The sequence below is a fragment of the Microcoleus sp. PH2017_09_SFU_O_A genome, from assembly GCF_020738625.1.
GTDB lineage: Bacteria > Cyanobacteriota > Cyanobacteriia > Cyanobacteriales > Microcoleaceae > Microcoleus.
Map to the genome: position 1 here is coordinate 65,005 of NZ_JAEQCF010000004.1, position 12,194 is coordinate 77,198.

The window sequence follows — 12,194 nt, forward strand, 5'->3', positions numbered from 1 at the left end:
CTCGCTCTCTAATCGATGTAACTAGAATATCCCTCATAATAAATAATGGCAAGCAAGTATCTACAATATTCACAAACGTTTACGTTTTAAAATATTTTTATCACTCATTTTCTTGTATAGTTGTTATTGATATTAAAAGTTGGTGGTATAATTTTTAACATTATGAACAGCAATCAACAACCTGAAAATCATCAGCCACAAATTATTTTAATTACCGGAAATATGGCTGCTGGAAAATCAACAGTTGCCCAATCACTTGCCGAAAGGTTGCCCAAAAGCGTTCACCTGCGCGGGGATATCTTTCGTCGCGCGATCGTGAATGGGCAGGCCCAAATGACGTTAAATTTGTCAGCAGAGGCATATCAGCAACTTCAATTGCGCTATCACCTGGCAGCAATGGCAGCGCGACAATATCTCCAGGCTGGCTTTACCGTTGTCTATCAAGACATTATCATTGGTTCGGCACTTGCTGAGATAGTTGCCTCGTTTCATGATGTGCCGTTGTGTGCGATCGTTCTGTGTCCCTCGGCAGAGGTTGTAGCGGCACGGGATGCAGCACGATTGAAGACCGGATATGCCAACGAAACCATGGTTTATGAATTCGATCGCATCCTCCGCACCGAAACCCCTCATCTCGGTTATTGGCTGGATTCAACCCATCTAACGGTTTCAGAAACGGTCGATCGGATTTTGGCACATTTACAGGATGAATCAGTGAGTTGACATCGCTATGTGCCGAATGCGCGCTCCTAAATCAATCGTTTAAAGAGAAGACATATGATCCTTGACATTTAAAATTTGTCGTATAATTGTTAAATAACATCAGTGATGTCGCGAACAGGAGAGCAAATGTCAATCAACTTGGAAAAAGGCGGAAGAATCAATCTTTCTAAAGAAGCACCGGGGCTGAAAAATGCCGGGATCGGTTTGGGATGGGATATCAACGCTACAGACACCGGAGGGGCATTTGACTTAGACGCTTCCGTGTTTATGCTGGGCGCTGCTGGTAAAATTCCCAGCGAAAAATACTTTGTTTTCTACAATAACAACGAGTCGCCGGATTCTTCTGTAAAACATCTCGGAGATAGCAGAACCGGAGAAGGAGTTGGCGACGATGAAACCGTTACAGTTGATTTAACCAAAGTCGATCCAGCGGTAGAAGAGATTGTGTTTGTCGTGACAATCCACGAAGCGGAATCGAGAAGACAAAATTTTGGTCAAGTGCGGAATGCTTTTATCAGGATTTACGACACCACTACTAATACAGAAGTAACGAAATACGATTTGGACGAGGATTTTTCTCGGGAGACTGCGGTGGAGTTTGGCAGACTTTACAAGAAAGATGGCGAGTGGAGGTTCCAAGCTGTCGGACAAGGCTATAATTCCGGCTTGCAAAGCTTTGTAGATAAGTACGCCTGATCAGAAGGAAATAGAGAAGACGTAGGATTGAAACCTCGTCTAAAAAAACAAAGTCCCCAGAGGCGGACTGAAGAAAGTCAGGTAATTTCAATCGCCCGTTCTTCAACCCGCTGATATCGAGCTTTGTTTGTATAGGCGCGGTTTCAACCTAAATCTGATCAGAACTGTATTGCACGATAAACCTTACACAATTACAAAGATATGGCTATTAACTTGACAAAAGGACAATCGATCGTACTCAGCAAAAGTGAATTCGACTTATCCCGATTAACATTAGCTTTGGGCTGGGATGTAGCGCAAGCTAAAACAGGTCTTTTCGGTAGAAGCAGCGGTGCAAATTTTGACTTAGATGCCTACGCTTTGCTGCTGGGAGAAAATGGCAAATTAAAAAATTACAAAGAAGATGTAATTTATTACTCTCATTTAGAGTCGAAGGATAAAACAGTTGTTCATTCCGGCGACAATCTCACGGGAGCCGGAGACGGAGATGACGAACAAATATTTGTGAAACTAAGCTCTTTACCAGCAGAATATCACAAAATTATCTTGGGCGTAAATATTTACAATGGAAAAGACAGACAACAGCATTTTGGCATGGTAGAAAATGCTTTTGTGAGGGCTGTAGATGCAGCCGGAAAAGAAATTGCTCGCTATCGCTTGTCAAGCGATCCTTCCTATGAAGGCAAATTAAATATGTTGATGGGAGAAGTTTATCGAGAAGGTGGCGAGTGGAAATTTAAGGCCTTGGGAAATCCTTTGGCTGAAGATTTGAACGGTGTTGTCGGTTCGTTTATGCGGTGAATAAAAAGCTTCACTTGTGTTCAAAAGATAATTCATCTTTTCACATATACCCGCCTTCATTCAGTTGACAGTTGACAGTTGACAGTTGACAGTTGACAGTTGACAGCACTTGGGCTAGAAGGAAAAAGATAGGAGCAATGAATAGTCTGATTTTAGTTTATTCCTACAAGGGAGAGAGGCTTGAAACCAATTCTTTCTGGTAAAACAGACGGGGATTACATTTAGTTGAATAAATCAAAAATTGACAACCACAATTTTTGATTTAAATAAAAATCTATGTTTATCTAGATTGTCTGTGGTGGTGGGGCGGGTTTATATAGATTGTTTGTGGGAAGTAAATGTGATTGGTGAACCCGCCCTTACAGATTTGTTGAAAATTGTACAATATTTATGGGTAGGGACACAGCATTGCTGTGTCCTAATTTGTATGCTAACCAATCAGTTATTCTTGGATAGCCATGCAGGTAGAAAGCATTTTTGCCACTCCAACAATCGGCAATTGATTGAGCATTTCCGCCGCAAAAGCATCAATCAGCAAATAGCGACTTCTTTCTAAATCTAAGCCGCGGCTTTGCAAGTAGAAAAGTTCATCATCTTCCAACTGGCTGACAGTTGCACCGTGGGAACATTTAACGTTATCCGCCACAATTTCCAACTGCGGTTTTGTATCGACACGTGCTCTCGGCGACAGCAACAAATTCCGGCTCAATTGTCCGGCATCTGTTAATTGTGCGGCTTTGCGAACAAAAACTTTGCCGTTAAATACAGCGCGGGCTTTGTTACCGACAATGCACTTGTGCAATTGCCGACTTGTGCCGTGGGGATGATTGAAATCGATTAAACTGTGAGTGTCCGCCAACTGTTCGCCAAAGGCTACGGTTAAGCCGTTTAAAGTTGTTTCGGTGCCTTCGCCGCGCTGAAATACTTCTAAATTGTGCCGCGATATTTTGCCGCCCAAACTGATAGCATGACAAGTATAACGACTATTGCGCGCTTGCTCGATCGCACTTTTGCCCACATGAACAACATCCAAACCTTCGCGCTGAAGCCGAACATGATTCACCGTGGCGTTTTCACCGACAACAACATCCGTCACAGCATTCGTAAAAGCGGGTACATTGCCGATAGTTGCGTAATCCTCAACGACAGTGATGTTGCTGCCAGCCTCAGCTATGATTAAGCAGTGCGGCTGACACATCGTCCCAGATGCACCTGGTGCAGTCAGGAACAGCAAATGAATCGGAAGGTCGATCGGCATATTAGCCGGTACGAACACCACCGCAGCATCCACCAAACCCGCAGTATTCAAGGCTGTGAACACTTCAGTTTGCTGTTTGTGCTTGCTCAAAACATCGGTGATGCGCGATCGATATTTTTCCGGTACATTGGATAGATTACCTACATAAAAGTCCGGCAAATTCCCCGTTGACAAATCCGGCGCATAAAAACCGTTAACAAATACCAATCTTAATGGTAAATCATCCCGATTTTTCACAGGCATAATAATATCAGTCAGCTTAACATTTGACTGATTGCTCTGCGGTACATGAAAAGGAACTTGCAAAACCGGCGACAAATCAGTAAAGCGCCATTCCTCATCCCTCACAGTTGGAAAACTCGCAGCCAGCACATATTCAGTCGCCGCATCCCGCAAATCCTGCAACCCGTAAGTCGAACTTTCGCTATTAGCAACCTCCAACTTACCGCACTGATTAACCAAATCAGCCAAAAACATTTCCCTAGTAGCAACCTGAGTATTTATCATCGCGCGCCAACTCCTGCTGCTTCTTCTTCCACAACCCAGTCATAACCGCGCTCTTCCAATTCCAGCGCCAACTCTTTCGGGCCAGTTAAGATAATTCTACCAGCTTCCATGACGTGAATGAAATCAGGGATAATGTAATTCAACAACCGCTGATAGTGAGTAATCACCAACATCGAATTTTCAGCATTTGACAACTGATTCACACCGCCAGCAACAATTTTGAGAGCATCGATATCCAAACCAGAATCAGTCTCATCCAAAATAGCTAACTTCGGTTCCAACAGCGCCATTTGCAAAATCTCATTCCGCTTTTTCTCACCACCGGAAAAACCCTCATTTACGCTGCGGCTCAAGAAAGCCGGATTCATCTTAACAATATCCAGCTTGTCCTCGATTAAATCTTGGAAATCAAAAGCATCTAATTCTTCCAATTCACGATGTTTGCGGTGAGCATTGTAAGCCACGCGCAAGAAATCGACATTGCTAACGCCGGGAATTTCTAAAGGATATTGGAATGCTAGAAACACACCAGCCAGAGAGCGTTCTTCTGGCGGTAATTCCAGTAGATTCTGCCCTAAAAATGTCACTTCTCCACCTGTTACTGTATAAGCGGGATGGCCGGCTAATATTTTGGATAATGTGCTTTTCCCTGAACCGTTCGGGCCCATGATGGCGTGAATTTCGCCGGATTTAATTTCTAGGTTCAAACCCTTCAGGATTTGGGTATCTTCAACATTCGCAGTTAAATTGCGGACGGATAGAATTACTGGACTATTTTCAACAATCATCTCTTTTTTTCCTTGGCCTCAATGCAGTTTACAGTGGGTGGGGGCGGGTTTATTTAACCTGTTTGCACCGTTTAAGGTTTTTGGTGAACCCGCCCCTACAAGTTTTTGATAATGGTGCAAGATGTGAGTTCTATCAGGGGCTTTTTGGTGGGTGGGGGCGGGTTTATTTAACCTGTTTGCACCTTTTAAGGTTTTTGGTGAACCCGCCCCTACAGGTGTTTGATATATGGCGCAAGATGTGAGTTCTATCAGGGGCTTTTTGGTGGGTGGGGGCGGGTTTATTTAACCTGTTTGCACCTTTTAAGGTTTTTGGTGAACCCACCCCTACAGGTTTTTTGATAATAGTGCAAGATGTGAGTTCTACCCGACACTTCCTTCGAGTTTCAGGCTCAACAGCTTATCAGCTTCCGCAGCAAATTCCATCGGTAACTGATTGAACACATCTTTGCAGAAACCGCTAATCATCATCGAAATAGCATTTTCTGCGGAAATTCCCCGCTGGGCGAAGAAGAACAATTGTTCTTCCCCAATTTTGGAAGTCGAGGCTTCGTGTTCCACTTTAGCAGTATGGTTCTGCACTTGAATATAAGGGAAAGTATTCGCTTGAGCGTTATCGCCAATCAGCATCGAATCGCACTGAGAATAATTCCGAGCGCCTTTCGCACTAGGCCCCATTTTCACTAAGCCGCGATAGCTGTTAGAAGAGTTCCCCGCCGAAATTCCCTTGGAAATAATCGTGCTGCGAGTGTTTTTGCCGACGTGGATCATTTTGGTGCCGGTATCAGCTTGCTGCTTGTTGTTTGTCAGGGCTACCGAGTAGAATTCGCCCACCGAGTTGTCACCAACTAACACGCAACTGGGATATTTCCAAGTAATCGCGGAACCGGTTTCTACTTGTGTCCAAGAAATCTTGGAATTGACTCCTTGACACAAACCGCGCTTTGTCACAAAGTTGTAAATGCCGCCTTTCCCATTAGCATCGCCGGCGTACCAGTTTTGCACTGTGGAATATTTGATGTCGGCATTGTCCATTGTTACCAATTCGACGACGGCGGCGTGTAGTTGGTTGGTGTCAAACATTGGCGCGGTGCAGCCTTCTAGGTAAGATACAGAACTGTTTTCTTCTGCAACAATTAGGGTGCGCTCGAACTGGCCGGAATCTTCATTATTGATGCGGAAATAGGTTGACAATTCCATTGGGCATTTGACACCTTTGGGAATGAAAACGAAGGAGCCGTCGGTGAATACGGCGGAGTTAAGAGCTGCGAAAAAGTTGTCACCGACTGGTACGACAGTGCCAAGATATTTTTCGATTAGTTCGGGATAATCTTTGACAGCTTCTGTGATGGAACAGAAGATAACGCCGTCTTTGGCTAGTTTTTCTCTAAAGGTTGTGGCAATTGAAACGCTGTCGAAAACGACATCGACGGCGACATTTCCGAGTCGTCTTTGTTCGGATAGGGGAATTCCTAGTTTCTCGAAGGTTTCTAATAGTGTCGGGTCAACTTCGTCCAAACTGTTGAGCTTTTTGGGCTTTTGTTTTGGCGCGGAATAGTAGATAATGTTTTGGTAGTCGATCGCGGGATAGTTGACATGAGGCCAGGTTGGCTCGGTCATGGTCAGCCACTTGCGGTATGCTTTGAGGCGAAATTGCAGCAAAAATTCCGGTTCGTTTTTCTTGGAGGAAATCATCCGCACTACATCTTCGCTCAAGCCGCGGGGGATGGTGTCTGACTCGATGTCGGTAACGAAACCGTATTTGTAGGGCTGGTTAACTAGGGTTTGGGCTGTAGAACTCATTATTTTGCGTGTTCAGTGTTCTAGATAAATCTCTGGATGGCAGACGGGGCAATGACTGTCTGGGCTTGAGCGAGTTCTGCTGGACTGCTCTGGGAAGTTAAACAACAAATCTGTTGCTTTACTATATTTTAAGCTACATTAACAATAGTGATATTGTCAAAGTCTCAGAAATATTTTTTTGTGAAGATGATGCAGACTCAGCAGACTTCCACTAAACAAGACATCTTGCAGTTTTTGCTCAAGGGGGATAAAGCGACGGCTCTCCAGTTGGCGGAGTCTTTGGATGTCAGCCCCCAGGCGATTCGCCGTCATTTGAAGGATTTGGAGGGGGAGGGGCTGATTCAGTATCGGTCGGTTCAGGCTGGGATGGGGCGACCGCAGCACATTTATGAGCTTACCAGTCTGGGGCGCGATCGCTTCCCGAATCGTTATGGCGATTTTGCGATTTCTTTTCTGGATACGTTGGCTGAGACTGTTGGCCGCGAGCAAGTGATTTCTATCTTGCGAAAACAGTGGCAACGTAAGGCGATGGAGTACCGCAGGGTGATGGGTGCGGGTTCGCTGCAAGAGCGGGTGGCTAGGTTGATGGAGCTTCGCAGGGATGAAGGTTACATGGCTGAGTGGTATCCTGTAGATTCTGTGGATGATGATTTGTGCGATCGCGATAAGGGCGATCGATTTGTGTTTATGGAACACAATTGTGCTATTTCTAATGTGGCTGAAACTTTTCCGAGTGTTTGTGGTAATGAGTTGGAGATGTTTGCGGCTGTGTTGCCGGATTGTACGATCGAGCGCACTCACTGGATTATTGATGGGGAGCACCGTTGCGGTTATTTGATTATTGCGAGGAAGGAAGTTCGGCAGCGGATTTTGTAACGGATTTAACGGATGTCACGGATGGCGGATTGGCAGCGGATTTTGTAACGGATTTAACGGATGTCGGTTCGGCAGCGGATTTTGTAACGGATTTAACGGATGTCACGGATTAGCAATAACAAATAACCCTTCGACTACGCTCAGGGCATCGCAAATAACAAATAACAAGTAACAAGTAACTAATAACAAGTAACTAATAACTATGGAACCATTAGCTGATTTTTTAAAGCCGGAAGAGTGCGCGGAAGTTGATATGGCGCTGTTGTCGTCGAAGGAGAAGTTTTCGGCGCGGCTGGCTATTTATGCTTTGAGGGTGTTGAAGCAAATTGCTGGGGAGACTGGTTTGCCGGTGGCTGAGGTGACTAATGGGCAGGTGATGGATTGGATTAAGAATGATGAGAGTATTAAAGGGTCGATCGAGCTTGATGCTAGTTTTGAAAACTTTTTTACGAATTTGGTGGTTGCGTCTTTGCGGCCTTTGAGGCAGATTGCTGTGGAAGCTGGAGGGGCGATCGAGCAATTAACAGTTAAGCAGGTTGTGGCGTGGTTTGAGAAGGATGCGAAGATTCGCAGAGAGTAGGGTATGGATGCTGCGTTTTTGGATTTGCGATCGGGCTGATGGGCGGGCAGGATGCCCAACCCCTACTCCCCACAAGAGAATTTACTCTTTGTGGAACAGGCCGGAAAGCCTGTTCAGCGAGAAAGGTGCAACATCTCAGCAAAAAAATATTTCAAAAAACGCTTGACAAACTGAGGGGAGTTTGGTAATGTAATAAATGTCGAGCAAAAGAGATGCAGCGCATCAAACTTAACGCAGACACAGGATTCAAAGTTTTCAAAGCTTTCCTGGTGCTTATGATGTAATGGAACCACTCCGATCCATCCCGAACTCGGTTGTTAAACGTTGCTATGGCGAAGATACTCGGCGGGTCACTGCCCGGTAAAATAGCTCGGTGCCAGGTTAATAATAAATTAAAGCTCTTTTCCCACAACAACGGAAAAGAGCTTTAGTTTTTTCACAGAATATTTTTGCCCCGTCCGCTCCAACGCCCTGTTAGAAGGCGCTTTGGCGACAATTTCACAACTTCTCTGCCGCTTTCAGCTTGTTTCTTCTGCAAGTCTGCAAATATGGCATCCAAGTCATAATTGAAAGATTTGGCATACTCTTCACGAATTTTGTGAATTTCTTCTACGATTTCATCTTGCAACATAAATTAATTTCCTAGTAGTTCATAAGGCGTACACCTGTTCCACAATAATTACGGAAGATGTCTAATCAGCACCAGAATCTCAACCGAGATTGATGTTTTGCCATAAATCGGCGGTCGCAAACCTAGAAAGATGACCGACATTTGTTGTCGCGATTACAACATCCACAACATCAAGAGTCATCGCCTGTGCTGCCAAAATCATATCGCTGTCAATCGTCTTATCACCTGCTGTCGGTTGTCCTTGCTGACGAGCTTGTGCCCAAAACATCGCAGCTTGTCGCATAGCAACAGTTGTAATGGGTAAATACTCGACCAAGTTGGCTAATTCATCTAATCGAGCAATACCCCTTACCTTGTTTGCCCGCAGCAACTCTCGGCGAACTTCGTAATCGGCTATTTCGGGAATAATCACTCGAATATTGGATGTAATAAGTGTTTGCAACCAGCGAGTACAAAGGGTGCTTTCAGGAGATAGCTTTGGATTCGTAACTAAACCAATTGGGCCTGCATCCAGAACAACGACTCTGCTCACCAACTTACACCTTTTAATTCAATAGGAAATAGCTTGCGATCGGATAAACGATCTTCGTCAAGAGCCTGAATTAGATACTCACCTGTTTCTTGCTGCTCTTCGGCATTTTCTTCATCCATCCAAGACTGAAGCAGATTAACCGATTTTGTCTGCGTTTGTTTTAGCAGAATATGTTCTATCAGCAGTTGCAGAGTGTATGCTTCTGTCGAAAGCCCTTGCTCTTCTGCTCTTTGTGTTAAGTATTGCTCTATTTCTCGTGTCAGAGTGAGGGTGAGTGTCATAGGGTGTTTTTATAGCTATACTTTTATATTTTACAACCTACTAGGCTAAACTGGCGATCGATCATTAAAAAACAGAGGATCGCAAAACGGGCAACCACGGGGGAATTGCTCCTACCAATGGCGAGCACACCAAATGATGACTGTAGGGGCGGGTTCGCCGAAATATTTGACACCCATCGACAAATGACAAAAACCCGCCCCCACCCACCCAAAAATTAACAATTAATTCAATTTAACGATAAGGCGAGGATGGTTATTCGGGATTATTCGTTGGGTGGGGGCGGGTTTATCAAGATTATCGGTGGGTGGCACAAATCATCGGTGAACCCGCCCCTACAAATTTTATTAAATATCGATCGCCCTTAAACCAACTCCATATCACACACACCGGAACTGTCGAATATAGTACCGCCAGGGATAGGAAAAACTAATCCACCACCAAGCCTAAAATTAGGCAGAGCCCCGAATGAAGCGAACCCATTAGCGTTGTCTCTTATACCTTCAATGACCACACTCTGCGATATTCCTGGGCTACCACCGGACGCAGTATCAAAGTCATAACAGTCCCCATAAGAGTTTGACTTGCTTCGGATCTCAAAACTTACCGTGCCACTCGAAGAGGAAACGGGAATGTTTTTGGTTTGTATTTCACCACTTCTTGTCCCAAGTTTTACGAATATGTTGTTTATTTTGTTTTGTGGATCGCAGTACGTGACTTTGACTTCTACCGTTTTTCCATAGTTGAGAACTGAAGGGATGACTTCTGCCTTAAAGACTTGTTCCAAACAAGTTGGTGCTGGTTGAGGAGTAGTCGCAGGTCGATCGCAAAAGTCTATCCCCAGAGACTTTCGGAGCTTAGGTAAAAAGTCTGTTTTAGAGGCTGTTGGCTCCTTTTTCTGAAATAAATCAATGAGTCCAGCAGTAGATGCAGCTAGATCTAACTTCTTTCCTGTACCTTCTGCCAAGTCTCCTGCAAGTTCTCCTGATTTGGCCACTTTCTCAATTGCCTTTCCAAACAATTCTTGAATTACTGCACCAGCAACGTCTTTATCATCACCCCTAAGCACTATACAACTGTAATTAACGACTTTTAACGCAGTCGATACTCCCTTCAATCCTAATCCAACAAGTTCAAGCGGAGCAAAGGCTAAACCACCAACGATTGCAACGTTAGCAGCAAAATCCACCACTCCACCCACTTTGTTAGCTCCTTCACAGAACTTTTTAAGCGACTCACAAGCTTTTGCAAAATCTGGATTGGTAGCTGGAAGAGAAGTAACTGGTGGCTCAGGAGTAGTCGATATTGGAGTTGGCTCGGTTGGCACAGGAAAAGTTACAGAGTCAATAATCTGACCATCCTTGAGCCGCGATATAACACCTCGATCCTGCTTTCCAGTTTCTTTGCTCTGTTGATACTCAATTCGCGCCGTTTCATTAGATCCCTCAAGCGTGATATCCGCACTTGTACCATCTCGACTGAAGCGCGTTGTACTACCACGAACACCCGTTGTGCGATTGGGTACAAATATAACTGATTCTACAAAACGTCCGTCAGCATCATCTTGAAAAACAATTATATATTTGCTACCATCACTCGCCGGAAATTCCATCTGAAATTTGTTATCAGATAGCTTTTTCACTTCCGGTAAATCAATTGTGACTTTATCTTCAGGACGCTCTGGTTCCACATCATAAGGTCTGAATCGACCTCTTAAATCCTCTGGTGTCACTCCCAACACAGTACCTAACAAAGCCCCTGTTGCAACCACCTTAATATCCACAGCCGAACCGCCCGACGGCTGCACCTTCGACTCCAAAACAATATCGGATTCCCTAAGATTTGTGCTAAGTCCGATGAAATCGATCGTTCTTTGAAAGTCAGTAATTAAGTCAAAAGTAGGAGAGCCTAAAGCCGCCTCAGAGCGCAGAAAAAATATATCTTGACCCGCACCACCAGTCAGAGTGTCATTGCCCAAATCGCCAATCAGGAAGTCATCGCCATCTTGCCCATTGATAATATCGTTACCGCGACCACCCCGCAAAAAGTCGTCTCCGCCTGCGCCGAAGATTACGTCCTTACCTGCGTTTCCGTTGACACCATCAGCATTTTCACCACCCTGCAAGGTGTCTGCACCTTCACCGCCAAGGAGACCATTTTGGTCCGCACCGCCACTGAGAAAATCGTTTCCCAAGCCGCCGTAGAGCAAATCAGCACCACCTCGGCCCTCAATTCGGTCATTTCCTTCGTCGCCATAGACGATATCCCCGGATTCTGAGCCTGTAATCGAATCCGCACCGCCTAAGCCTCGCAAACCACCTAAAAGAGTATCGAGCAAGCCAAGGGGAATCGTAAATGTGTCGCTTCCCTCTGTCAAAATGTAAGCACTACCATCGATCGAAAGTGAGCCACTACCGACTTGAGAAGTCGATCGCCCAATATCGCCATCAGCACTACCGGAGATAAAGTCGTTTCCTGTGTTACCATTCAAAAAGTCTTGCGTGACAGAACTTTCTAGCGTATCGTTGCTTCCCAAGCTAAAGATATTCTGGATATTCTGAGAATTTGATAGCGTCTCTTGAGTCGCGGCTTTTTTCGATCCACAGCCACAATCCTCTCGATCCTTGGTGCTGCTACCGTTCAATATGTCATCGTTCTTGTCCAGCAAAGCTAAATTGTCAGGCATACACTGTTGGTTTGTGTTGGTGATTTAAGAAATCTAC

At 44.9% G+C, this 12,194-nt stretch carries 12 protein-coding genes and 1 rRNA gene; 6 read left to right on the plus strand and 7 right to left on the minus strand.

What is annotated here, in order from left to right; translation table 11 throughout:
- Positions 1-162: 162 nt before the first annotated feature.
- The 3 genes from JGK16_RS02175 to JGK16_RS02185 all read left to right on the plus strand — a co-directional run bounded on the left by JGK16_RS02175 (position 163) and on the right by JGK16_RS02185 (position 2,220).
- On the plus strand, positions 163-723 hold the full coding sequence (locus JGK16_RS02175) for an AAA family ATPase (protein ID WP_293189485.1): 561 nt from the start codon (positions 163-165) through the stop codon (positions 721-723).
- A gap of 126 nt (positions 724-849) precedes the next feature.
- Positions 850-1,419 carry a TerD family protein gene (locus tag JGK16_RS02180; RefSeq protein ID WP_293175382.1) on the plus strand — a complete coding sequence of 190 codons (570 nt, stop codon included), beginning with the start codon at positions 850-852 and terminating at the stop codon, positions 1,417-1,419.
- 201 nt (positions 1,420-1,620) lie between these two features.
- Positions 1,621-2,220 (plus strand): TerD family protein, encoded by a 600-nt coding sequence (locus JGK16_RS02185; RefSeq protein WP_293175380.1) that lies wholly within the window; start codon positions 1,621-1,623, stop codon positions 2,218-2,220.
- A 442-nt stretch (positions 2,221-2,662) separates the two neighbouring features.
- On the opposite strand, the gene sufD is transcribed toward JGK16_RS02185, so the two are convergent.
- The 3 genes from sufD to sufB all read right to left on the minus strand — a co-directional run bounded on the left by sufD (position 2,663) and on the right by sufB (position 6,573).
- Positions 2,663-3,985: a Fe-S cluster assembly protein SufD gene (gene sufD, locus JGK16_RS02190; RefSeq protein WP_293189484.1), complete on the minus strand. Its 1,323-nt coding sequence runs from the start codon at positions 3,983-3,985 to the stop codon at positions 2,663-2,665.
- On the minus strand, positions 3,982-4,773 hold the full coding sequence (gene sufC / locus JGK16_RS02195) for a Fe-S cluster assembly ATPase SufC (RefSeq protein ID WP_293175376.1): 792 nt from the start codon (positions 4,771-4,773) through the stop codon (positions 3,982-3,984). The genes sufD and sufC overlap by 4 nt, the downstream gene beginning before the upstream one ends.
- A 360-nt stretch (positions 4,774-5,133) precedes the next feature.
- Positions 5,134-6,573: a Fe-S cluster assembly protein SufB gene (sufB, locus tag JGK16_RS02200; protein ID WP_293189482.1), complete on the minus strand. Its 1,440-nt coding sequence runs from the start codon at positions 6,571-6,573 to the stop codon at positions 5,134-5,136.
- A 186-nt stretch (positions 6,574-6,759) separates the two neighbouring features.
- On the opposite strand from sufB, the gene sufR reads away from it, so the two are divergent.
- The 3 genes from sufR to rrf all read left to right on the plus strand — a co-directional run bounded on the left by sufR (position 6,760) and on the right by rrf (position 8,411).
- Positions 6,760-7,449 (plus strand): iron-sulfur cluster biosynthesis transcriptional regulator SufR, encoded by a 690-nt coding sequence (gene sufR, locus JGK16_RS02205; protein WP_293189480.1) that lies wholly within the window; start codon positions 6,760-6,762, stop codon positions 7,447-7,449.
- A 202-nt stretch (positions 7,450-7,651) separates the two neighbouring features.
- A complete protein-coding gene (locus JGK16_RS02210; protein ID WP_293189478.1) occupies positions 7,652-8,029 on the plus strand; it encodes a hypothetical protein in 378 nt (125 codons plus the stop codon).
- Positions 8,030-8,294: 265 nt separating this feature from the next.
- Positions 8,295-8,411, plus strand: a 5S ribosomal RNA gene (rrf, locus tag JGK16_RS02215).
- A gap of 54 nt (positions 8,412-8,465) precedes the next feature.
- On the opposite strand, the gene JGK16_RS02220 is transcribed toward rrf, so the two are convergent.
- From JGK16_RS02220 to JGK16_RS02235, 4 genes are all read right to left on the minus strand, one after another.
- Positions 8,466-8,660 (minus strand): hypothetical protein, encoded by a 195-nt coding sequence (locus JGK16_RS02220; protein WP_293189476.1) that lies wholly within the window; start codon positions 8,658-8,660, stop codon positions 8,466-8,468.
- A 79-nt stretch (positions 8,661-8,739) separates the two neighbouring features.
- Positions 8,740-9,192, minus strand: coding sequence for a nuclease (locus tag JGK16_RS02225; RefSeq protein WP_293189474.1), 453 nt, complete (start codon positions 9,190-9,192; stop codon positions 8,740-8,742).
- The gene (locus tag JGK16_RS02230) at positions 9,189-9,473 is read right to left on the minus strand and encodes a hypothetical protein (protein WP_293189472.1); all 285 of its coding nucleotides are present in this window, start codon (positions 9,471-9,473) and stop codon (positions 9,189-9,191) included. The genes JGK16_RS02225 and JGK16_RS02230 overlap by 4 nt, the downstream gene beginning before the upstream one ends.
- A 362-nt stretch (positions 9,474-9,835) precedes the next feature.
- Positions 9,836-12,157 (minus strand): calcium-binding protein, encoded by a 2,322-nt coding sequence (locus JGK16_RS02235; RefSeq protein WP_293189470.1) that lies wholly within the window; start codon positions 12,155-12,157, stop codon positions 9,836-9,838.
- Between the last annotated feature and the right edge of the window lie 37 nt (positions 12,158-12,194).

Excerpts from the sequence above, each read along its gene's own strand:
- JGK16_RS02175 (WP_293189485.1), top strand. The coding sequence starts at position 163 with ATGAACAGCAATCAACAACCTGAAAATCATCAGCCACAAATTATTTTA.
- JGK16_RS02180 (WP_293175382.1), top strand. The coding sequence starts at position 850 with ATGTCAATCAACTTGGAAAAAGGCGGAAGAATCAATCTTTCTAAAGAA.
- JGK16_RS02185 (WP_293175380.1), top strand. The coding sequence starts at position 1,621 with ATGGCTATTAACTTGACAAAAGGACAATCGATCGTACTCAGCAAAAGT.
- sufD (WP_293189484.1), bottom strand. The coding sequence starts at position 3,985 with ATGATAAATACTCAGGTTGCTACTAGGGAAATGTTTTTGGCTGATTTG.
- sufC (WP_293175376.1), bottom strand. The coding sequence starts at position 4,773 with ATGATTGTTGAAAATAGTCCAGTAATTCTATCCGTCCGCAATTTAACT.
- sufB (WP_293189482.1), bottom strand. The coding sequence starts at position 6,573 with ATGAGTTCTACAGCCCAAACCCTAGTTAACCAGCCCTACAAATACGGT.
- sufR (WP_293189480.1), top strand. The coding sequence starts at position 6,760 with ATGATGCAGACTCAGCAGACTTCCACTAAACAAGACATCTTGCAGTTT.
- JGK16_RS02210 (WP_293189478.1), top strand. The coding sequence starts at position 7,652 with ATGGAACCATTAGCTGATTTTTTAAAGCCGGAAGAGTGCGCGGAAGTT.
- JGK16_RS02220 (WP_293189476.1), bottom strand. The coding sequence starts at position 8,660 with ATGTTGCAAGATGAAATCGTAGAAGAAATTCACAAAATTCGTGAAGAG.
- JGK16_RS02230 (WP_293189472.1), bottom strand. The coding sequence starts at position 9,473 with ATGACACTCACCCTCACTCTGACACGAGAAATAGAGCAATACTTAACA.
- JGK16_RS02235 (WP_293189470.1), bottom strand. The coding sequence starts at position 12,157 with ATGCCTGACAATTTAGCTTTGCTGGACAAGAACGATGACATATTGAAC.